Source organism: Tritonibacter sp. AK171, from assembly GCF_030127025.1.
In the GTDB taxonomy this organism is placed as follows: domain Bacteria; phylum Pseudomonadota; class Alphaproteobacteria; order Rhodobacterales; family Rhodobacteraceae; genus Epibacterium; species Epibacterium mobile.
Map to the genome: position 1 here is coordinate 567,475 of NZ_CP126134.1, position 21,019 is coordinate 588,493.

The following is a 21,019-nucleotide window of genomic DNA, read 5'->3' on the forward strand; positions in this document are numbered from 1 at the left end:
CTTTAAAAATAGAAATTTCAAGCTTGAAATTGTTTTGAGATGCGCAGAACCTTCTCCCATCAATAACCGAATTGGGGATGAGGATCAGATGCGCATTGCATGCTTGGGAGGGGGGCCTGCGGGCCTGTATTTCGCGATCTCGATGAAGCTGCGCGATCCCGGTCACGAGGTCACGGTGATCGAGCGCAACCGCGCCGATGACACCTTTGGCTGGGGTGTGGTGCTGTCGGATGAAACGCTCGACAATCTTGCCGCCAATGACGCCACAAGTGCGCAGTCGATCCGGGCGCATTTTGCCTATTGGGACGACGTGGCACTGCATTTCAAAGGCACCCGGCAGGTGTCCTCGGGCCATGGGTTCTGCGGCATTGGACGCAAGCAACTGTTGATCCTGTTGCAAGAGCGCGCACGCGAATTGGGCGTCGACTTGCAGTTCGAGACCGAAGCAAAAAGTGCCGAGGACTATCGCAAGGACTACGATCTGGTTGTTGCGAGCGATGGGCTCAATTCCCGCACGCGTAGCCTTTATGCTGAGACGTTCAAACCGGATGTGGACACGCGCCTGTGTAACTTTGTCTGGCTGGGCACCCACCAGACCTTCAAGGATGCATTCACCTTCATCTTTGAGGAAACCGAGCACGGCTGGGTCTGGGCGCATGCCTACCAGTTCGATGACGACACTGCGACCTTTATCGTGGAATGCACGCAAGAGACCTTTGATGCCTTTGGCTTTGGCTCCATGAGCCAGCAGGAGAGCATCAAGGTCTGCGAACAGATCTTTAAGGATCATCTGGGCGGTCACGCACTGATGACCAATGCCAATCACATTCGTGGCTCGGCCTGGATTCGTTTCCCAAGAGTTCTGTGCGAAAAATGGAGCCATGAAAATGTGGTGCTGATGGGCGATGCGGCAGCAACGGCGCATTTCTCCATCGGGTCGGGATCGAAACTGGCGCTGGAATCCGCCATCGCGCTGGCCGACCTGCTGCATGAAAAGCCTGACCTGCAAAGCGCCTTTGAGGACTACGAAGAACAGCGCCGTCTTGAGGTGCTGCGCCTGCAATCGGCGGCGCGCAACTCGATGGAGTGGTTCGAGCGGGTCGAACGCTATCTTGATCTTGATCCAGTGCAGCTGAATTACTCGATGCTGACCCGCAGCCAGCGCATCAGCCATGAAAACCTGCGCGAACGCGACAAGGACTGGCTTGAGAGCGCGGAACGCTGGTTCATGACTCAGGCCGGTGCGCCTGAGGATGCGCCGCTGCGCGCGCCGATGTTTGCGCCCTTCCGCCTGCGCGACATGGACCTCAAGAGCCGCATCGTGGTCTCGCCCATGGCGCAGTACAAGGCCGAGGACGGCTGCCCCACCGACTGGCATCTGGTGCACTACGGCGAACGCGCCAAGGGCGGTGCGGGGCTGGTCTACACCGAGATGACTTGCGTGTCGCCAGAGGGCCGGATCACCCCGGGCTGTCCGGGGCTATATGCGCCGGAACATGAGGCCGCATGGTCTCGCATTGCCGATTTCGTACATACGCAGACGGATGCCAAGATCTGCTGCCAGATCGGCCATTCGGGGCGCAAAGGCTCCACCCAGCTCGGTTGGGACGAGATGGATGCGCCGCTGCCAGAGGGCAACTGGGATATCGTCAGTGCCTCCGCCATTCCGTGGTCGGGTCAAAACGCCACCCCGCGCGAAATCACCCGCGCAGAGATGGACGAGGTGCGCGATCAATTTGTGAGCGCCGCTGAGATGGCGGACCGCGCAGGCTTTGACATGATCGAGCTGCACGCGGCCCATGGCTATCTGATCTCTTCGTTCCTGTCGCCGGTCTCCAACCAGCGCGGCGATGAATACGGCGGTAGCCTTGAAAACCGTCTGCGCTACCCGCTGGAGGTCTTTGCCGCCATGCGTGCGGTCTTGCCCGAGGGCAAACCGATGTCGGTGCGCATCTCGGCCAATGACTGGGTGGGTGAGGATGGGGTTACCCCGGATGAGGCGGTCAAGATTGCCCGTGCCTTCTGGGAGGCGGGGGCGGATCTGATCGACGTGTCTGCCGGTCAGACCACCATCGATGCCAACCCCGTCTATGGTCGCATGTTCCAGACGCCGTTCTCTGACCAGATCCGCAATGAGGCCGGGATCTGCACCATGGCGGTGGGCAATATCTTTGAGGCCGATCACGCCAACTCGATCCTGATGGCGGGCCGGGCTGATCTGGTGGCCGTGGGTCGCCCGCATCTGGCCGATCCCTACTGGACTCTGCGTGAGGGCACCAAGATTGGCGACCGCGCCGCGCCGGATTGGCCGTTGCCTTATCAGGCGGGCCGCGATCAAAGCTGGCGGCTGGCGGACAAAGAAGCGGAGAGCTTGCGCGCATGAGCAGAGATCTGAGCCAAGAACACGTCCTGATTACCGGCGGTGGCACGGGGGTGGGGGCGGCCTGCGCGCAGGCTTTTGCCGCTGCGGGTGCCACGGTCACCCTGATGGGGCGCACAGAGAAAACTCTTGTTGAGCAGGGGCTTCCCCATGAGGTCTGCGATGTGACCGATGCGGCGAGCGTGACATCCGCGGTGGCGCGCGCGGCGGCTGCACGCGGGCCGGTGAGCGTGGCCCTTGCCAATGCGGGTGCCGCTGAAAGCGTGCCTTTTGCCAAGATGCAGCCAGAGATGCTGAATGCCATGATGGCGGTGAACCTCAACGGCGTGGTGAACCTCTGGCAGGCGGTGCTGCCGGGCATGAAGGACGCAGGACGCGGCCGGATGATTGCCGTGGCCTCGACCGCCGGGCTCAAAGGCTACCCTTATGTCAGCGCCTATTGCGCGGCAAAACACGCGGTGGTGGGGCTGACCCGCGGTCTGGCTAAGGAGCTGGCCCGTACCGGCATTACCGTGAATGCAATCTGTCCGGGGTTTGTGGAAACGCCGATGCTTCAACGCAGCATCGACAATATCCGCGCCAAGACGGGCATGAGCGCCGAGGATGCGGCGGGTGCGCTCAAGGCGGACAATCCGCAAGGGCGTTTTGTGCAGCCGGAGGAAGTTGCGGATGCGGCGCTGTGGTTGGCGTCGAGCGGTGCGGCCTCGGTCAACGGCCATGCCTTGGCCCTGACGGGAGGCGAGATATGAGCAGCGCAAACCCGCGCGCAGAGGTCCACGATGTGGCCTCCAAGGCCCGTCTGCGTCTGTGGCTGAAACTCTTGAAGACCTCTGGCAGTATAGAGGCCGAGCTGCGCCGCCGCTTGCGCGATCGCCACAATACCACGCTGCCGCGTTTTGATGTGATGTCGGCCCTGTCGCGCAATCCCGAGGGCCTCAAGATGAGCCAGCTGTCGCAGTTTCTGCGCGTCTCAAACGGCAACGTGACTGGCATCGTGGATCGGCTGACCGACGATGGCCTCGCGCTGCGGGTTGCGGTGCCCGGAGATCGCCGTGCGCAGGTGGCGCGACTGACCCCTGCGGGTGAGGCAGAGTTTGCCCGCCTTGCCGCCGAGCATGAGGCCTGGATCGATGAGATGATGGCGGGCCTTGGCGCAGATGACATCACGGATATGAGCGCGCTTCTGGATCAGATCCAGCCCATAGGCGCAAACCAGACTTCTAAGGACGACCTCACATGAGCCTGCACGACACAACCCATTTCAATTGCACCATCGAGGGCGGCATTGCCCGCATTTCACTGAACCGGCCAGAGCGTAAAAACCCGCTGACTTTTGACAGCTACGCCGAGCTGCGCGACTGGTTCCGGGCGCTGCCCTATTCGGACGAGGTGCATGCGGTGGTGATCGTGCCCAATGGCGGCAATTTTTCCTCTGGCGGCGATGTGCATGACATCATCGGCCCGCTTACCAAGATGAACATGAAGGAGCTTTTGGCCTTCACCCGCATGACCGGGGATCTGGTGAAGGCGATGCTCAATTGCACCAAGCCGGTGATTGCGGCGGTGAATGGCATCTGTGCCGGGGCCGGTGCGATCATGGCCATGGCCAGCGATCTGCGCATTGCCGCACCCGAGGCCAAGGTGGCCTTTCTGTTCAACCGTGTGGGCCTTGCGGGCTGTGACATGGGGGCCTGCGCCATGCTGCCTCGGATCATCGGTCAGGGCCGCGCGGCGGAGCTGCTCTATATGGGCCGGTCGCTGGGCGCCGAGGAAGGCGAACGCTGGGGGTTTTTCAACCGCGTGGTGGCGGGCGACGCGCTGGAGGCGGACGCCATGAAGATGGCGGAGCGCATCGTTCAGGGGCCGACGTTTGCCAATGGCATGACCAAGACCATGCTGGCGCAGGAATGGTCCATGAGCCTTGAACAGGCCATCGAGGCCGAGGCGCAGGCGCAGGCGATCTGCATGCAGGGCAATGATTTCCGCCGCGCCTATGAGGCTTTTGTCGCCAAAGAGCGGCCAGTGTTTGAAGGCGACTGAGAGCGCCGGATTTCGCCTTCGGCGAGGATATTTAACAAGAAGATGAAAACAACGGGGAAGATAACGTGGCGGACCAGAGTTTTCTGAATTGGCCCTTTTTTGACCAAGAGCATCGCGACTGGGCGGCGCAGGTCGAGGCGGTGGCGGCTGGGCTGGCGATTGATCACAGTGACACTGATGCAGCCTGTCGCAAGCTGGTGGCCGACCTTGGCGCGGCAGGCGTTTTGCGGCCCACGGGCGAGGGAGAGGGCGGCGAGCGCCTTGATGTGCGCAGGCTGTGCCTGTCGCGTGAGATCCTGGCCCGCAACGATGGGCTGGCGGATTTTGCCTTTGCCATGCAGGGGCTTGGCACCGGGGCGATTTCGCTATTCGGGACCGATGCGCAGAAGGCGGCGTGGCTGCCCAAGACCCGCAGCGGTGCGGCGATTGCCGCTTTTGCGCTCACGGAGCCGCAATCGGGGTCGGATGTGGCAAACTCCACCATGACGGCGGTGCGCGATGGCGATGACTTTGTGCTGAATGGTGAAAAGACCTGGATCTCCAATGGTGGGATCGCCGATGTCTATACGCTGTTTGCCCGCACCGGAGAGGCGCCGGGCGCCAAGGGGCTCTCGGCCTTTATTGTGACGCCGGATCTGGACGGATTTGAGGTGGTCGAGCGGCTGGAGACCATCGCGCCGCATCCGCTGGCAACCTTGCGGTTTACGGATGTGCGTATCCCCGCAAGTGCCATGATCGGCGCGCCGGGGCAGGGGTTCCGCATTGCCATGTCGGTGCTGGATGTGTTCCGCTCTACCGTGGCGGCGGCGGCGCTGGGCTTTGCGCGTCGCGCATTGGACGAGGCCTTGCGGCGTGTCACAGAGCGTCATGTGCAGGGTGCGCCGCTCTTTGATTTGCAGATGGTGCAGGGGCATATTGCCGATATGGCGCTGGATGTGGATGCGGCGGCCCTATTGGTCTACCGCGCGGCATGGACCAAGGACAGCGGTGCTGCGCGAGTGACGCGCGAGGCGGCGATGGCCAAGCTGTTCTCGACCGAGGCGGCGCAGGTTGTGATCGACAAGGCGGTGCAGCTCTTTGGCGGTGAGGGCGTGCGTTCCGGTGCGATGGTCGAAAAACTCTATCGCGAAATCAGAGCCTTGCGGATTTATGAAGGGGCCAGTGACGTGCAGCGCGTGGTGATCGCGCGGCAAGCCATGATGGCGATGGAGGGCAAGTCATGAAACTGGGTGCAACCGCACATACCGACACATTCACCCGCGACGCGCTGCCGCCGCTGGAACAATGGCCGGATTTCCTGCTGGATGGGTTTGACTACCCGGATCATCTGAACGCGGGCGTGGAACTGACGGACGCCATGGTGGAGCGGGGCTTTGGCGACCGTACTGCACTGATCGGCAACGGGCGGCAGCGCACCTACAAGGAGCTTGCCGACTGGACCAACCGGCTGGCGCATGCGCTGGTGGAGGATCTGGGCGTCAAACCGGGCAACCGCATCCTGATCCGGTCCGCCAATAATCCGGCGATGGTGGCTTGCTGGCTGGCCGCCACCAAGGCGGGCGCGGTGGTGGTCAACACCATGCCGATGCTGCGCGCCGCAGAACTGAAGAAATATGTCGAGAAGGCACAGATCCAGTTTGCCCTCTGCGATACCCGCCTGATGGAGGAGATGGAGAACTGCGCGGCAGAGTGTAACGTGCTTGAGCGCGTCGTGGGCTTTGACGGGACCTCCAACCACGACGCCGAACTCGACAGGCTGGCGCTGGAAAAGCCGGTGCGCTTTGAGGCGGTGCAGACCGGGCGCGATGATGTGGCGCTTTTGGGGTTCACCTCCGGGTCGACCGGCGAGCCCAAGGCGACCATGCATTTCCACCGCGATCTATTGATCATTGCCGACGGCTATGCCCGCGATGTGCTCAATGTGGTGCCTGAGGATATTTTTGTTGGCTCTCCGCCACTTGCCTTTACCTTCGGGCTTGGCGGTTTGGCGATTTTCCCGCTACGGTTCGGGGCAACCGCGACGCTTTTGGAACAGGCCACCCCGCCCAATATGATCGAGATCATCGAGAAATACCGTGCGACCGTGTGCTTTACCGCGCCGACCGCCTATCGGGTGATGCTCGCCGCAATGGAAGAGGGGGCGGATCTCAGCAGTTTGCGTGCTGCCGTCTCCGCCGGGGAGACCCTGCCCAAACCCGTCTATGACGATTGGATGGCCAAGACCGGCAAGCCGATGCTGGATGGGATCGGCGCGACCGAGATGTTGCATATCTTTATCTCCAACCGCTTTGACGACCACCGCCCGGCCTGTACTGGCAAACCCGTGGGGGGCTATGAGGCCAAGGTGGTCGATGACGAAGGCCACACTGTGCCTGATGGCGAAGTTGGCCGCCTTGCGGTGCGCGGGCCGACCGGGTGCCGCTATCTGAACGACGACCGTCAGGCCGGGTATGTCACCGATGGCTGGAACATCACCGGCGACAGTTTTATCCGCGACGCGGATGGCTATTTCCACTTTGCCGCCCGCAACGACGATATGATCGTCTCGGCTGGCTACAATATCGCAGGTCCCGAAGTGGAGGCGGCATTGCTGGCGCATGAGGCCGTGTCTGAATGCGCGGTGATCGGTGCCCCCGATGAGGAGCGCGGCCATATCGTGCAGGCCCATGTGGTGCTGAATGCAAAATTTACGCCCTCAGACACGCTCATCAAAGACTTGCAGACCCATGTGAAGGCGACCATCGCCCCCTATAAATATCCCCGCAGCATCATCTTTGCCGACAGTTTGCCCAAGACGCAGACCGGCAAGATCCAGCGGTTCCGGCTTCGTTGAATAATAAAACAAACCAACCACAAACAGGGAGTTTGATCATGAAGAAGCTAATGTTGGCCACAGCGGCCGCGGCGCTGGCCGCGGGCGGAGCGATGGCGGATGTCAAAGTCGGGATGATCACCACGCTTTCGGGCGGCGGTGCGAGCCTTGGTATCGACACGCGCGACGGGTTCATGCTGGCGATGGAAGAGGCCAACCGTGATGATGTCGAGGTGGTCATCGAGGACGATCAGCGCAAGCCCGATATCGCGGTGCAGCTTGCGGATAAGATGATCCAATCAGAAAAGGTCGACGTGCTGACCGGTATCGTCTGGTCAAACCTCGCCATGGCCGTGGTGCCTGCGGCTACCGCGCAGGGGTTGTTTTACCTCTCAACCAACGCCGCGCCCGCGCAACTGGCGGGCAAGGGGTGCAACGCCAACTATTTCTCGGTGTCGTATCAGAACGATAACCTCCATGAAGGTGCGGGTGCTTATGCAACCCAAGCTGGGTTCAAGAACACCTTTATCCTCGCGCCGAATTATCCAGCGGGTATCGACAGCCTCACCGGGTTCAAGCGGTTTTACGAGGGCGATCTGGCAGGTGAGGTCTACACCAAGCTGGGGCAGACGGATTACGCGGCTGAAATCGCGCAGATCCGCGCGTCTGGCGCAGACAGCGTGTTCTTCTTCCTGCCCGGCGGCATGGGGATTTCCTTCTTGAAGCAATATGCCGACAGTGGCGTCGATCTGCCCGTGGTTGGCCCGGCCTTCAGCTTTGATCAGGGTATCCTGCAAGCGGTGGGTGAGGCGGCCGTGGGGGTCAAGAACTCCTCCACATGGTCCAAGGATCTGGACAATGAGGCCAACGCGGCCTTTGTCGCGGCCTTCCAGCAGAAATACGACCGCCTGCCGTCGATCTACGCGGCGCAGGGCTATGACACTGCGAACCTGCTGTTGTCGGCCATCGACAAGGCAGATGTGAATGATGACGCGGCCTTTGCTGCGGCTCTGAAGGAGGCGGATTTTGCCTCTGTGCGGGGCGAGTTCTCCTTTGCCGCCAACAATCACCCGATCCAGAACGTCTATGTGCGTGAGGTCATCAAGGAAGGCGACGTCTTTACCAACAAGATCGTCGGCACCGCTCTTGAGGATCATGCAAACGCCTATGTGGACGAGTGCAAGATGTAAGTGAGGCGCGCCCGGCCTGCAGAATCAGCGGGCCGGGACACACCTGAAAGAAGACATATGTCCACGATACTTATCATCGAGCAGGTGCTGAACGGGCTGCAATCCGGCGTCATGCTCTTTCTCATGGCGGCAGGGCTGACGCTGATCTTTGGCGTCATGGGGCTTATCAACCTCGCCCATGGCTCGCTCTATATGGTTGGGGCCTTTGCGGCGGCGGCTGTGGCGGGTGTCACCGGGTCGTTTGTGCTGGCGCTGATCGCGGCCCTTGCGGCAGCGGCGCTTGCGGGGGCTGTGATTGAGGTCGCGGTGATCCGCAGGCTTTATGACAGTGACCATCTCGATCAGGTCTTGGCGACGTTCGCGCTCATTTTGATCTTTTCCGAAGGCACACGCTGGGTCTTTGGGTCTTTTCCGCTGTTTCTGGACATTCCCGATGCCTTGTCGGGGCCTGTGACGCTGCCCGGCGGTATCCAGTATCCTTTGTATCGTTTGGCGCTGATTGGCGTGGGGCTGCTGGTGGCGTTTGGCCTGTGGCTCCTGATTGAGCGCACCCGGATCGGCATCCAGATCCGCGCGGGCGAAAACGATCGCGAGATGATCGCGGCGCTGGGCGTCGATATCTCAAAACTCTACACGCTGGTCTTTGCGCTGGGGGCGGCCCTGGCTGGCCTCGCAGGTGCATTGGTGGGCGCGATCCAGTCGGTGCAGGTGGGCATGGGCGAGCCGGTGCTGATCCTGGCCTTCGTGGTGATCGTCATCGGTGGGATCGGGTCCATCAAGGGCGCGTTTATCGGCGCATTGCTGGTGGGGCTTACGGACACATTGGTCGGGATCTTCCTGCCCGAAGTGCTGAAACTCTTTATGGACGCAGCCCCTGCCACCTCTGCCGGATCGTCGATTGCCTCGATGTCGATCTATATCCTGATGAGCCTTGTGTTGATCTGGCGTCCCTCTGGCCTGTTCGGAGCGCGCGCATGAGCCGAGAAACACTCTTTAACGCAGCCCTGCTGCTGGGTCTCATTGCCGTGCCTGCATGGGCGGTGATGACGGATGAGCCCTTTACTATCACGCTGGCGACCCGTGCGGTGATCCTTGCCCTTGCGGCGGCGGGCCTGAACATCGCGCTGGGCATCGGCGGTCTGGTGAGCCTTGGCCACGCTGTATTCTTTGGGATTGGCGGCTACGCCATGGGCATTCTTGCCCATCACGCCCAAAGCTACACCCCATTGATGGAATGGCCGTTCCTGATCGAGGGCACCAAGTTCATGCCGGTGATCTGGCTTCTGGCCATCGTGGTCTCGGCGCTGGCGGCATTGGTCATTGGTATCCTGAGCCTGCGCACCACCGGGGCCTATTTCATCATGATCACGCTCGCCTTTGGTCAGATGTTTTACTACTTCGCAATCTCGTGGAGCACCTATGGCGGCGAAGACGGCATGTCGATCTATATCCGCAACGATTTTCCGGGTCTCAACACATTGGCCCCGATCCAGTTCTACGGGCTGTGTCTTGCGATCCTTGTGGTGGTGCTGATCTTTACCGCGCGCCTGCGCCGCTCTCCCTTTGGTCTGGCCCTGAACGCGGCGCGTCAGGTGCCAGCGCGGGTTGAGGCGGTGGGCATGGACCCGATGCGTCTGAAACTGGTGGCCTTTGTGATTTCCGGCGTCATTACCGGTCTTGCGGGGGCGCTCTTTGCCGATCTCAACCGCTTTGTCAGTCCGACGATGTTCAGCTGGCAGTTCTCGGGCGAGATCATGATCCTTGTGATCCTCGGCGGGGTAGGGCGGCTGTTTGGGCCTGTTGCAGGGGCTGTGACCTTTGTGGCGTTGGAACATTTCCTCGGCGGCATCACCGAGTTCTGGCACATCTTCCTTGGGCTGATCCTTCTGACGGTCGTGCTCTTTGCGCGCGGTGGCATCACCGGGCTGGTGGCAGGCAAGGAGGCGACCCATGACTGAGACGATCCTCGCCACATATGGCATCACCAAATCCTTCGGCGCGCTGAAGGCCAGTAATGATATCTCGATTGATCTGCGCCCCGGTGAAATCCACGCCATCATCGGCCCCAACGGGGCAGGCAAATCCACGTTGATAGGCCAGATTTGCGGCTCACTTGCGCCGGATGCAGGTCGCGTAGAGCTGATGGGTCAGGATGTGACCACCCTCAGCACCGATCAGCGGGCGCGGGCCGGTCTGGGGCGGACCTTTCAGATCTCAGCGCTGGCGATGGAAGACACGGTGCTGGAGAACGCCACCCTCGGCGCCATGGGCGCCAGCGGCAGGCCGTGGCGGTTCTGGTCGGCGGCCCTTGGTGACAGGTCTTTGCGTGCCCGAGCCGAAGCGGCGCTGGAACGGGTTGGCCTCGCCGAGCACATGACCAAGCGCTGCGCCGACCTGAGCCACGGCCAGCGCCGCCAGCTGGAGGTTGCCGTGGCGCTCACGCTCGCGCCCAAGGCCTTTGTGATGGATGAACCAATGGCAGGCCTTGGTGCAGAGGGGTCGAAAAACCTTACCGGTTTCCTTGATAGCCTTCGCCAGGAGGCCCCGATCCTCTTGGTGGAACATGACATGGACGCGGTCTTTGCGCTCGCGGATCGGATCAGCGTGCTGGTCTACGGCGAGGTCATCGCCACTGGCAGCGTCGATCAGATCCGCAGCGATCCGCGCGTGCGCGAAGCCTATCTGGGAGAAAGCGCATGAGTCTTTTGTCCGTCAAATCCCTCACCGCATCCTATGGTGTGAGTCAGGCGCTGTTTGGTGTCGATCTCGACATCAATCCGGGCGAGGTGGTGGCGCTTATGGGCCGCAACGGCATGGGCAAATCCACCACCGTCAAGGCGATCTGCCGCATGATCACCGCAGGCGGCACGCTGGAGTTTGCGGGCCAGAACCTGCACGCACTGCCAAGTCATAAGGCCGCGCGTCTGGGCCTTGGTCTGGTGCCAGAAGGTCGGCGCTGTTTTCGCGATCTTACGGTGTCGGAGAACCTTCTTGCCACCAGCCGCCCCGGTGACTGGGACATGGGCCGCGTCACGCAACTGTTCCCGCGTCTGGGTGAACGCCAAAGCCAGCTTTCGGCGTCGCTCTCGGGCGGTGAGCAGCAGATGCTGGCGATCGGCCGCGCCCTGATGACCAACCCGCGCTTGCTCATTCTGGATGAGGCGACAGAGGGGCTTGCGCCCATCATCCGTCAGGAAATCTGGTCTGCGATCAACCGGCTGAAACAGGACACCGATATGGCGATTCTGGTGATCGACAAGACTTTGGCGGAACTGGAGCAGGTCTGTGATCGTGCGGTGGTGCTGGAGCGAGGCAAGACCGTCTGGAGCGGGGCCATGACGGCCCTGACCCCAGAGATTTCAGAGCGTTACGTGGGGGTGTGAGCCATGTATGAGATGCCACAGAAAGTGCTTTTCAAACATTGCGACCCGGCGGGGATCGTCTTTTTTCCGCGCTATTTCGAGATGATGAACGATTGCGTCGAGGGCTGGTTTGCCGATGTTCTGGGCTGGCCGTTTGAGGACATGCATCAAACGGCAGGCGTGCCTACCGCCAATATCCAGACGCGGTTTTCCGCCCCCAGCCGCCATGGCGACCAACTGGTGCTGCGCCTTGTGGTCACGCGGATCGGGAAGACCTCGCTTGCCTATGAAATGACCGCAACCTGCGGCGAAGAGCTGCGTTTTGCGACAGAGACGACCTTGGTGCATATCAACGCGCAGGGACGCCCCGCGCCGTGGCCTGCGTCAATTAGAACGAAAATTGAGAAAGACATGAAAGGGCAGACATGACCCATCAAACCATTCACCCCGAAGGTTGGGCTCCGGCCAAAGGCTATGCCAATGGTATGCTGACCCATGACGGCGTGCTGCATATTGGCGGCCAGATCGGCTGGGACGAGAACAAGGAATTTGTATCGGATGATTTCGTTGGCCAGATGCGGCAGGCGTTGAAAAACATTCGCGCCATTGTTGAGGCTGCCGGGGGTAAACCCGCGGATGTGACCCGGCTGACGTGGTTCGTGATCGACAAACAGGAATACCTCGCCCATCAGGCCGAAGTGGGCGCGGCCTACCGTGACGTTTTTGGCAAGCATTTCCCGGCCATGTCGATGCTGATCGTTGCGGGGCTGGTAGAGGATCGCGCGCTGGTCGAGATCGAGGCCACCGCGCATATCAGCTGATCTCACCCCGAGGTGAACGGACTGAGATGATATAAGAAGGGCCCCGTGATGATCATGTGATGATCCTGCGATGATACGGGGCCCCTTTTTGTTTACACGGCCAGTCTAGCGATCTGGTTCGAGGACGAACGCGCTGATCAGATCTTCAGGATGGCATTGCCGACCAAAATACCCGCCTCAACCGCTTCATGCGCGGCGGCGATGTCTTCAAGGGCAAAGCTGCGATCAATGCGCGGGGCAAGCTGTCCTGCCGACAAAAGCGCGTTGATGTCGGCGATGGCCTCAGCCTTGGCCGCGTCGCTCATGGAATACACAAAGACCGGCTGTATCTGGATGTTGCGGAACGCCAGCGGATAGAAGGGCAGGGCGGGCGTCAGGTCACTGGCCGACGCATAGGCCCCAACCGAGCCATTGAGCTTTAGGATCTGCGGATAAATCTCCATATGTGCGGCAATATCCACATCAACCACATGATCGATGCCGCCTGCACCCAGCAGCTGCGTCAACTGATCGGCCAAAGGCGCGTTCTTGTAGTTCAGTACCTCATCCGCGCCCGCGTCGCGCGCGATCTCGGCCTTGGCCTCAGAGGAAACGGTGGCAATCACCCGCGCGCCCTTGGCTTTGGCGATCTGAATGGCGCTGTGGCCGACCGCGCCAGCACCGCCGGTCACCAGTACAGTTTTGCCTGCGACTGCCCCGGCCCACATCAACGCACGATGCGCGGTCATGGCAGGCACACCAATGCAGGCGCCCGCCTCAAAACTGGCCGCTTCCGGTAGCTCTACCGCCAGATGCGCGGGCACAATGGCGTATTGCGCAGCCGTACCCAGTGGCCCCTGACCCATGCCGTCAACGGAACGGTTCACATTATAGAGCCAGACGCGCTGGCCGATCCGCGCTGGGCCGACGCCGTCGCCAACCGCCTCGATGACACCTGCACCATCGTTATGGACCAAGACCTGTTCCGCAATCATTGGCCCCTGCGCACCAGAGCGCAACTTCACATCAGATGGGTTCACCCCTGAGGCACGCATGGCGACCAAAACCTCTCCGGGACCGGGGGCAGGGGTGTCGGTTTCCTTCAGCACCAAAGTGTCCCGCGCGGTGCCGCGTGCGGTGTTGAAAACTGCTTTCATGCTCGCTCCTGTCGTCTGTTCAGTGGTTTCGCGGCGTATGAGCCCTGAAAAGCACGGTAAAGGCAAGCGCGTAACCGGACAGCTTGCACCGGCATGAAAATACTGCATTAACCACGACATTAATCTCTGCCGCACATTAGGTTTTCCGAAAACAAATAGCCTTACTGTCAGAGCGATGTGGGAATGGTTGCGGTCGGGGAGACCAGTTTGATGAGCCTGAGACAGGCGCTTGTGTTTTTCGCGCTGATTTTGGCATTGCAGGTTGGTGTGTCCTTTCTGGGCTATCGCTACCTGACACTGGCGAGCGAATACCGCGCGCGAAACTTGGTGCATCTGGGGCTGATGCATCGGTCGCTCGAAATTTTGCAACAAAACCCGGCGCTTGGTCAGGGACCTGCCCGCGAGCTGCACGGCATTTTGGAATATGCAAGTGAGCAGGCGCGTTGGTGTATCAACAACCTCTCCGGCATCGAGCGTCAGGGCTTTCGGTTGCTGGGGGCCGCGCCGGCGTTTGAACTCTGCGAAAAAGGGCTCGCTGAGGCGATCCACACGGATGAGTTGCTGCTGTCGATGATGCGAGGCGAGACCGCCACCACCGACGGATCAAGCAGCCCGTTTGCCCTCAACGTAAAGCTCACGGATGGTGTCAAGCGCCTGCAGGAATTGAGCCTTTCGTTTCGGCCCTATGTCGATCTGGTGGAGGAGCGTCTGGTGCGCGTGGTCAAAGGCGGCACCGCGCTGATCAGCCTCTGTCTGGTGATGTTCTTTGTGTTTCTCGCGCGCCAGATGGCGCGGGCGTGGCATCTGCACAGCGATCAGGCGCGCCAGTTGAACCGGATGTCACAGCGCGTGACGGCTGCGATGGGAGCATCAAAAGATGGCTTTGCCATCTTTGACGAGGAAAACCGCCTGCTGACCTGTAACGATACGTACCGTGAACTCAGCCACAGCTGTCCTGATAAGGTGATCCCCGGTATGACCTTACCGGAAATCCTCGCAGATGCGGTGGCGGCTGGGCATTATGCGCTCAACGGGATGTCGCCGCAGGATTACGTCGATAATTATAATCAGCGCGTCCTGAGCCATGATTATCGCACAGAAACCCAGCTGGAGCTTTCCGGCGATCGTCACATTATTTCTCGTGTCAACGAGACAGATTTTGGCGACAAGGTGGTGACACGCACCTGCATCACGGAATTGGTGCGCAATGAGCGCGAGCAACGCTGTGCGGCGGAGGCCCTGCAAGAAGCAAAAGATCGGCTGGAGCAGCAATCCCTCAGCGACCCGCTCACGCGGTTGCCCAACCGTCGTCATCTGGACCGTGAACTGGCACGCAGGCTGGAAACCGAGTCCGTGGCGCTGGTGCGTATCGATCTGGATCGGTTCAAGAAAATCAATGACATCCTTGGGCATGAAGCCGGGGATTATGTGCTCTGCCATGTGGCTGATGTGCTCCGCGCGCATACCAAGGCGGGTGATGTTCCTGCGCGGGTGGGCGGCGATGAATTTGTCGTTCTGTGCCGGTCTGGCACCACGCTGCGGCAGGCTGAAACGCTGGCGCAGCGGGTGCTGGAGGCCGTGCTGCAACCGGTGGCATGGGGCAATAAACGCTGCAATTTCGGTGCCAGTTTTGGTGTAGCCCATGGGGAGCCGGGCACGATCAGCGCCAGTGAACTCTTGAGCAATGCCGATGCCGCGCTCTACCGCGCCAAAGCGTCGGGGCGCGCCGCGGTGGAGGTGTTCACCCCGGAAATGCGGGCGCAAGCGTTGGAAGAGCGCGCCCTGTCGGACCGTTTACCCTATGCGATCGAGCAGGGTGAAATTACGCCGTATTATCACACGCAACATGACGCCCGCAGTTGGCAATTGGCAGGGGTTGAGGTGCTCGCACGTTGGGAACATCCTGACCTTGGGGTACTGACACCGGACAAATTCCTCGGCATCGCAAAGCAGCTGGGGCTTGAGGCAGAATTGGACGGTTGCATTTTCGACACCGCAGTGGCGCAGATGAACAGCCTGCGGGCAGAGGGTATCCTTGTGCCGCGCGTGGCCTTTAATGTCAGCGCGCCACGCATCATGCAGCCCAGTTTTATCGAGAGCGTGCGCGCCCGCATCCCCGATCACCGTGAGAACTTCGCATTTGAAATTCTGGAATCTATTTCCTGCGAAGATGAGGGTGAAGCGCTTATTTTCTGTATTGATGCGTTAAAAGATATGGGTTTTCAGATCGACGTGGATGATTTTGGCTCGGGACATGCTTCAATCAATGGCGTTTTGAATATCGAACCTGATGCCTTGAAAATAGACAGAAATATTATTTTCCCACTTGGTAAAAGTGAACGGGCTGAGCGTATGGTCGCTTCGGTTGTGGATCTGGCGCATACATTGGATGTGAAGATCATTGCCGAAGGGGTCGATACTATCGAAAAAGCAAAAACTCTTGGCGAAATTGGCTGCGATATTCTGCAAGGGTTTTATTTCTCAAAGCCGCGTAGTTTTGAGGCGCTAAAGCAAAACCTGATGCGTCTGGATAGAGATTGGGCACGCGTCGAGAGTGAAGGGTAGGACTGTTCCTCAGACCTCTGGCCACCAGATCTCGCCCTGTGACTAGGATTCTATCGCTGCGGTCGGTCGCGCGGTGGAGGACGGGTTTTTGTCGTGCATCATGCGCTCCACCTCCTCGATCGCGGTGCTGAGCCGACCTTCTTCTGCGGTGAGCAGATGCTCATCCTCATCACTGGCGCGATCACGGGCGCAATCATCCACGTAGCGGCGCAGCAACTCGGTGTAGAACTTCAATTCGACGGTTTCATCCTCGATCTTGCGCAGACGTGAGCGCACGGATTCAGTTGCACTGCGGTTTTCCAGAATACGATCGAGATGCGTCGCGATATTTGCGAGTGGTGTGCAAATGCTGTCGAGCGCTTGCACAGCAGCGCGTTCGCGGTGAGGCAGCGGCATATGGTGACCAAACTCGTCGCGTTGAAACAGCCGCGACATCGCTCCGATGAAATAGGTGAACCGGACGGTGATGTGGCGTCCTCCATCCATCGCTTTGTTGACCAGCATGCGCATCCGCGCCAGCACTGCGCCGCCAAAGGACTGGATGACATCGGGATCTGTCAGCACCATCGGTGCATCAATCGCGCGGGCGATAAGGTTTTGAAGATAGTCAGCAAAATCCGGGTGAAAAACATCTGCAATACTGCGCCGTCCTGAAAAATGCAGCGTGTTTTTCAATTGGTCTGAATGTAGGGAAACCGCTGCAACGGTTTGGTCTCTACCCCCTGCCGCTTCACGAATTTCAACGGTCAGCATGTTGCTGGCGTATTCACTTACCTCATACACGGGGATCACCATCAGATTTAAAAAGCGCGATATTAATACCCTAAAGGTTGCGTTTGTTAATACAAGACTGGACAGAATGGAATAATCGTGCCGCTATTCCCAGCCAATGCTGGGTGTAATTAAATTAATGATGCTTTATTGACAGCTTGGCTTGAGCCAATTGCTTTTTGTGAAACTCCCCCTCGCCATTATGAGCGAGGGCACGAATTTTCAGCACGACGCGTGTTTTCTGCCGCGCATGGCTGAGTCGCAGCGTGTACCACGCTGCGCAACGCTCGGAAGGGAGAGGCTGGCGATTCGACGAAAGAGCTAACGCCTCAACCCGGCGCCTAGAGCACGGTCACGATGACGCCGATGATGTCCTGCGTGATCCCTTTGAAAATCGGCGTAAACGTAAGGGTTTTGGCCCCATTGCCATCATCGAACTCCAGCGTTTCGCTTTCACGATGTCGGAAACACTCGGCTACTTTGGGCACCAGATGGGGCATCCCGTTTGCGTCCACGCAGGCGCTGACATGGGTGCCGCTTTGTGGCAACTCCGAGAGGCCAAAATAGCGGATCGCCGCGGCCGAGCCATGCCGGATTTGCAAAGCGGGGTCGACCACCAATGTCGGGTAGGGGGTCGCCTCAAGGATGGCGGCCAACTCAATAGAGAGCTGCTGCAACTCGGTGGAGTTGATCTGCATCTCTTCATTGACGGTGATCAGTTCTTCGTTGGTGGCCTGCAATTCCTCGTTGGAGGTCTCCAATTCCTCATTGGTGGCTTGCAGTTCCTCGTTGGTGGCCTGCATTTCCTCGTTCACCGATTGCAGCTCCTCGTTCGAGGTTTGCAGCTCTTCGATCGTTTGTTGCAATGCTTCGCGGGTCGAGGCGATTTCATCCTCGATCTGACGCATATACATCATGCGGTCCTGATTGGTCATCTCTTCTGAGGCGAGATTTCGCGGCTGCGCCTCGCGCTTTTCGACCGAGAACAGGACGTGGTCCTCTCCGTCACCTTCCATCAACAGGGGGTAGCAGGTCAGCCGCAGTTGATCGAAATCGGCGCCCTCAATGTTGTGCCAACGGCCAGAACGCGCGGTTTGGCTGCGCAGGCACAGGGTGATGAGGCTGCCGGCTTCCGGGCGAAGATCGGATTTGAGGATCTTGGTCGAAAGCCTCAGCAAGGCGCTGTTTTCGTTGAGTTCGGTGACGTCGGAAATATCACCGATGATGCGAATGATGACATTATCGCGGGTGGCGATAAATCCGTTTGGAGCCAAAACCCGGATCAGGGTCTCGAACATATCGAACGTCTGGGTATTCGATGAGTTGCGGGTTTGTGTCTGTGTGCCGCGATGTAGGGTCGTAAGCGGCAGGAAATTCGCCGTTGCCTGCACGCTTTGGCGCAGCCCTCGTTTGGAATAGATCTTGTCGGGCAGGGACTGGGTTTCGAAATGCCCATGCATGGCCCCCACGGTCTCGGACGAGCCAAGAAACAGCTTGCCATTGGGCACCAAGGCATAGGCCATCCGCGACAGGACTTTTTCCTGCAGCGAGGAGCCAAAATAGATCAGCAGATTGCGCAGGCTGATCATATCCATGTTGATGAAGGGCGGGTCCTGAATAATGTTGTGCCGGGAAAACAGCACCACCGCGCGCAGATGTTTGTCGACTTCCAGCGTGTCGCCACTGATGTGAAGATAATCATCCACATAGTGGCGCGGCACGTCATTGGCAGCCGAGAGCGGGTAAACCCCGCGGCGCGCCACCTCCAGTGCCTGAGTGTCGATGTCGGTTGCAAATATCTGGATGCGTTCTTTGCGGATCGCTTCTAACCCACCCATGGCCTCTGCAAAGAGAATGGCGAGGGAATAGACTTCTTCGCCGGTGGCACTGCCTGCGACCCACACCCGGAGCTGACGATCCTGATTTTCGTCAACCATGGTCTGGATGACCTTGGTGAGCTGGTTGAACTGGGATTGATCGCGGAAAAAGCGCGTGACCGAGATCATCATGTCTTTATAGAGCGCATCCACCTCTGATGGAGTCTCACGACAGAATTCTACGTAATCGTCATAGACGTCGATATCCTGCGCAACCATTCTGCGGGCAATGCGCCGGTTGATGGTGGTTTCTTTATACTCACGAAAGTCCACCCCGGTCCGCGCCAGAAGAATATGATAGAGATCGAGCAGCTTGCTGGGATTGCCGGTAAAGCTCTTGAGTTCTGCAAAATCACGCGGACTTGCCAAAATCCCGGTGAGCTGCTGCCCGATCATATCCGGTGACATGGTCAGATCGATGCAACCGGTGTGAATGGCCGAAGACGGCATGCCCTCGTATTTCGCGGTGCCTGCTTCTTGGGCAATGGTCACGCCGCCCGCCTCACGAATGGCGCGGATGCCGTAGCTGCCATCGCTGCCAGTGCCAGACAGGACAATCCCCACGCAACGCTCGCCGCATTCATCCGCGAGGCTTTTGAACAGACGATCGGCCAGTGGTTTGGGCGTGCCGGGGTGGCCGCTGGGTTCTCGCAGGCTAATTTTTCCGTTGTCCATGATGACATCGAAATTGGGCGGCGCGATGTAGATGGTGTCGGGCTGTGGGGTGAGGTCTTCGTTCTTCAGTTCGATGACCGGCAGTTCGGTCTCGCGCCCGATCAGCGACCACAACAGGCTCTTGTGCGTGGGCGACATATGCTGCGCCACCACATAGCTGGCATTGGCCTTGGCGGGGAGATTTTTCACCAGCGACGTGGTCGCTTCCAAGCCACCTGCGGATGCCGCTATTCCAATGATCACTGGCAGCTCTGCCTTGGCCATACGCCTCTCTCCTGAACTTGGCATTGCGAAGTAACGATGCCACGGGCTGACAGTATGACGCTGTCATGGGAATTGCTATCCGCTTTGGGGTCTTCTCAGGGTTGTTTCAGATTATTTAACGATATTCCAGAGTTGAGGCGTCATCGCCTGCGGTCGTATGCAGGCGATGACGTCGCATCTTTTAAGCTTAAAGCTTTTTCCTTGCGTCACTGGCGATGGCGCAATACCGTCTGGCCCATGCAGCCCTCCGAGAGGGCCGCCCGCATATTGCACGAGAGGTCCATCATGAGCGATTCAGCCTATAATCCCGGACAAGAGGGGGCAAAGATGGGCTTTGCCGATGCGATGTCTTATGGCGATTACCTGCATCTGGATGCGCTTCTGGATCAGCAGCATTGCAAGAGCGATGCCCATGACGAGATGCTCTTTATCATCCAGCATCAGACCAGCGAATTGTGGATGAAGCTTGCGCTGCATGAATTGCAGGCCGCCCGCACCGCCCTGCAACAGGGCCAGACCGCCGAGATGTTCAAGATGCTCGCCCGTGTGAGCCGGATCTTTGAACAATTGAACAGCGCCTGGGACGTTCTACGCACCATGACCCCGGCGGATTACACCCGCTTTCGCGAGGCTTTGGGGCCATCCTCGGGCTTCCAGTCCCATCAATACCGGCTGATTGAATATGTGCTGGGCAATCGCAACCCAAACATGCTGCGCCCGCATGAACATGTGCCAGAGGTCCACGCGATGTTGAGCACAGAACTGGCCCGCCCCAGTTTCTATGATGAGGTAAATCGCTACCTGTTCCAGACCGTGGATGGCCACACCGATCATCTGCCCGCGCCGGTGCCGGATGCGCCGCATGCCCTTGATGACGATATTCAGGCGCGCTGGCTCAAAGTGTATAATGACATCGACACCTATTGGACGCTCTACGAACTGGCCGAAAAGCTGGTTGACCTTGAGGACTATTTCCGCCGCTGGCGTTTCAACCATGTGACCACGGTTGAGCGCGTCATCGGTTTTAAGCGCGGCACCGGTGGCACGTCTGGCGTGCAATATCTGCGTCGCATGCTGAGCGTTGAGCTCTTCCCCGAACTCTGGACCCTGAGAGGCGATCTCTGAC

General features: G+C 59.4%; 18 protein-coding genes. 15 read left to right on the plus strand and 3 right to left on the minus strand.

What is annotated here, in order from left to right; translation table 11 throughout:
- The first annotated feature begins 88 nt into the window (after nt 1–88).
- The 13 genes from QNI81_RS02670 to QNI81_RS02730 all read left to right on the plus strand — a co-directional run bounded on the left by QNI81_RS02670 (nt 89) and on the right by QNI81_RS02730 (nt 12,605).
- Entirely contained in the window at nt 89–2,383 is a 2,295-nt protein-coding gene (locus QNI81_RS02670) for a bifunctional salicylyl-CoA 5-hydroxylase/oxidoreductase (RefSeq protein WP_283967275.1), read from the plus strand.
- A complete protein-coding gene (locus tag QNI81_RS02675) occupies nt 2,380–3,129 on the plus strand; it encodes an SDR family NAD(P)-dependent oxidoreductase (RefSeq protein WP_283967276.1) in 750 nt (249 codons plus the stop codon). The genes QNI81_RS02670 and QNI81_RS02675 overlap by 4 nt, the downstream gene beginning before the upstream one ends.
- Nucleotides 3,126–3,620, plus strand: coding sequence for a MarR family winged helix-turn-helix transcriptional regulator (locus QNI81_RS02680; protein WP_283967277.1), 495 nt, complete (start codon nt 3,126–3,128; stop codon nt 3,618–3,620). Before QNI81_RS02675 ends, QNI81_RS02680 begins: the two co-directional genes overlap by 4 nt.
- Nucleotides 3,617–4,420 (plus strand): enoyl-CoA hydratase family protein, encoded by an 804-nt coding sequence (locus tag QNI81_RS02685; protein ID WP_283967278.1) that lies wholly within the window; start codon nt 3,617–3,619, stop codon nt 4,418–4,420. Before QNI81_RS02680 ends, QNI81_RS02685 begins: the two co-directional genes overlap by 4 nt.
- Nucleotides 4,421–4,485: 65 nt before the next feature.
- Nucleotides 4,486–5,643: an acyl-CoA dehydrogenase family protein gene (locus tag QNI81_RS02690; RefSeq protein ID WP_283967279.1), complete on the plus strand. Its 1,158-nt coding sequence runs from the start codon at nt 4,486–4,488 to the stop codon at nt 5,641–5,643.
- On the plus strand, nt 5,640–7,253 hold the full coding sequence (locus QNI81_RS02695; protein WP_283967280.1) for a benzoate-CoA ligase family protein: 1,614 nt from the start codon (nt 5,640–5,642) through the stop codon (nt 7,251–7,253). The genes QNI81_RS02690 and QNI81_RS02695 overlap by 4 nt, the downstream gene beginning before the upstream one ends.
- A 38-nt stretch (nt 7,254–7,291) precedes the next feature.
- A complete protein-coding gene (locus QNI81_RS02700) occupies nt 7,292–8,422 on the plus strand; it encodes an ABC transporter substrate-binding protein (RefSeq protein WP_110364428.1) in 1,131 nt (376 codons plus the stop codon).
- Nucleotides 8,423–8,479: 57 nt separating this feature from the next.
- A complete protein-coding gene (locus QNI81_RS02705; RefSeq protein WP_065326402.1) occupies nt 8,480–9,400 on the plus strand; it encodes a branched-chain amino acid ABC transporter permease in 921 nt (306 codons plus the stop codon).
- Nucleotides 9,397–10,380, plus strand: a complete 984-nt coding sequence (locus QNI81_RS02710) for a branched-chain amino acid ABC transporter permease (protein ID WP_283967281.1) — start codon at nt 9,397–9,399, stop codon at nt 10,378–10,380. Before QNI81_RS02705 ends, QNI81_RS02710 begins: the two co-directional genes overlap by 4 nt.
- Complete coding sequence (locus QNI81_RS02715) at nt 10,373–11,122, plus strand: ABC transporter ATP-binding protein (RefSeq protein ID WP_283967282.1); 750 nt, start codon at nt 10,373–10,375, stop codon at nt 11,120–11,122. The genes QNI81_RS02710 and QNI81_RS02715 overlap by 8 nt, the downstream gene beginning before the upstream one ends.
- A complete protein-coding gene (locus tag QNI81_RS02720) occupies nt 11,119–11,805 on the plus strand; it encodes an ABC transporter ATP-binding protein (RefSeq protein ID WP_283967283.1) in 687 nt (228 codons plus the stop codon). The genes QNI81_RS02715 and QNI81_RS02720 overlap by 4 nt, the downstream gene beginning before the upstream one ends.
- A 3-nt stretch (nt 11,806–11,808) precedes the next feature.
- On the plus strand, nt 11,809–12,213 hold the full coding sequence (locus QNI81_RS02725) for an acyl-CoA thioesterase (protein ID WP_005668934.1): 405 nt from the start codon (nt 11,809–11,811) through the stop codon (nt 12,211–12,213).
- The gene (locus tag QNI81_RS02730; RefSeq protein WP_005668931.1) at nt 12,210–12,605 is read left to right on the plus strand and encodes a RidA family protein; all 396 of its coding nucleotides are present in this window, start codon (nt 12,210–12,212) and stop codon (nt 12,603–12,605) included. Before QNI81_RS02725 ends, QNI81_RS02730 begins: the two co-directional genes overlap by 4 nt.
- Before the next feature lie 137 nt (nt 12,606–12,742).
- On the opposite strand, the gene QNI81_RS02735 is transcribed toward QNI81_RS02730, so the two are convergent.
- Nucleotides 12,743–13,741: an NADPH:quinone reductase gene (locus QNI81_RS02735; RefSeq protein ID WP_283967284.1), complete on the minus strand. Its 999-nt coding sequence runs from the start codon at nt 13,739–13,741 to the stop codon at nt 12,743–12,745.
- 210 nt (nt 13,742–13,951) lie between these two features.
- Here QNI81_RS02735 and QNI81_RS02740 point away from each other — a divergent pair, with 210 nt between their 5' ends.
- Nucleotides 13,952–16,306, plus strand: coding sequence for a putative bifunctional diguanylate cyclase/phosphodiesterase (locus QNI81_RS02740; RefSeq protein WP_283967285.1), 2,355 nt, complete (start codon nt 13,952–13,954; stop codon nt 16,304–16,306).
- 42 nt (nt 16,307–16,348) lie between these two features.
- On the opposite strand, the gene QNI81_RS02745 is transcribed toward QNI81_RS02740, so the two are convergent.
- The gene (locus QNI81_RS02745) at nt 16,349–17,089 is read right to left on the minus strand and encodes a hypothetical protein (RefSeq protein WP_283967286.1); all 741 of its coding nucleotides are present in this window, start codon (nt 17,087–17,089) and stop codon (nt 16,349–16,351) included.
- 329 nt (nt 17,090–17,418) lie between these two features.
- Nucleotides 17,419–19,893, minus strand: coding sequence for a chemotaxis protein CheB (locus QNI81_RS02750; protein ID WP_283967287.1), 2,475 nt, complete (start codon nt 19,891–19,893; stop codon nt 17,419–17,421).
- 285 nt (nt 19,894–20,178) lie between these two features.
- Between QNI81_RS02750 and QNI81_RS02755 the strand changes: the two genes are divergently transcribed.
- Nucleotides 20,179–21,018, plus strand: coding sequence for a tryptophan 2,3-dioxygenase (locus QNI81_RS02755; protein WP_283967288.1), 840 nt, complete (start codon nt 20,179–20,181; stop codon nt 21,016–21,018).
- Nucleotide 21,019: the final 1 nt, after the last annotated feature.

Excerpts from the sequence above, each read along its gene's own strand:
- QNI81_RS02670 (WP_283967275.1), top strand. The coding sequence starts at position 89 with ATGCGCATTGCATGCTTGGGAGGGGGGCCTGCGGGCCTGTATTTCGCG.
- QNI81_RS02675 (WP_283967276.1), top strand. The coding sequence starts at position 2,380 with ATGAGCAGAGATCTGAGCCAAGAACACGTCCTGATTACCGGCGGTGGC.
- QNI81_RS02680 (WP_283967277.1), top strand. The coding sequence starts at position 3,126 with ATGAGCAGCGCAAACCCGCGCGCAGAGGTCCACGATGTGGCCTCCAAG.
- QNI81_RS02685 (WP_283967278.1), top strand. The coding sequence starts at position 3,617 with ATGAGCCTGCACGACACAACCCATTTCAATTGCACCATCGAGGGCGGC.
- QNI81_RS02695 (WP_283967280.1), top strand. The coding sequence starts at position 5,640 with ATGAAACTGGGTGCAACCGCACATACCGACACATTCACCCGCGACGCG.
- QNI81_RS02700 (WP_110364428.1), top strand. The coding sequence starts at position 7,292 with ATGAAGAAGCTAATGTTGGCCACAGCGGCCGCGGCGCTGGCCGCGGGC.
- QNI81_RS02705 (WP_065326402.1), top strand. The coding sequence starts at position 8,480 with ATGTCCACGATACTTATCATCGAGCAGGTGCTGAACGGGCTGCAATCC.
- QNI81_RS02710 (WP_283967281.1), top strand. The coding sequence starts at position 9,397 with ATGAGCCGAGAAACACTCTTTAACGCAGCCCTGCTGCTGGGTCTCATT.
- QNI81_RS02715 (WP_283967282.1), top strand. The coding sequence starts at position 10,373 with ATGACTGAGACGATCCTCGCCACATATGGCATCACCAAATCCTTCGGC.
- QNI81_RS02720 (WP_283967283.1), top strand. The coding sequence starts at position 11,119 with ATGAGTCTTTTGTCCGTCAAATCCCTCACCGCATCCTATGGTGTGAGT.
- QNI81_RS02725 (WP_005668934.1), top strand. The coding sequence starts at position 11,809 with ATGTATGAGATGCCACAGAAAGTGCTTTTCAAACATTGCGACCCGGCG.
- QNI81_RS02730 (WP_005668931.1), top strand. The coding sequence starts at position 12,210 with ATGACCCATCAAACCATTCACCCCGAAGGTTGGGCTCCGGCCAAAGGC.
- QNI81_RS02735 (WP_283967284.1), bottom strand. The coding sequence starts at position 13,741 with ATGAAAGCAGTTTTCAACACCGCACGCGGCACCGCGCGGGACACTTTG.
- QNI81_RS02740 (WP_283967285.1), top strand. The coding sequence starts at position 13,952 with ATGAGCCTGAGACAGGCGCTTGTGTTTTTCGCGCTGATTTTGGCATTG.
- QNI81_RS02750 (WP_283967287.1), bottom strand. The coding sequence starts at position 19,893 with ATGGCCAAGGCAGAGCTGCCAGTGATCATTGGAATAGCGGCATCCGCA.
- QNI81_RS02755 (WP_283967288.1), top strand. The coding sequence starts at position 20,179 with ATGAGCGATTCAGCCTATAATCCCGGACAAGAGGGGGCAAAGATGGGC.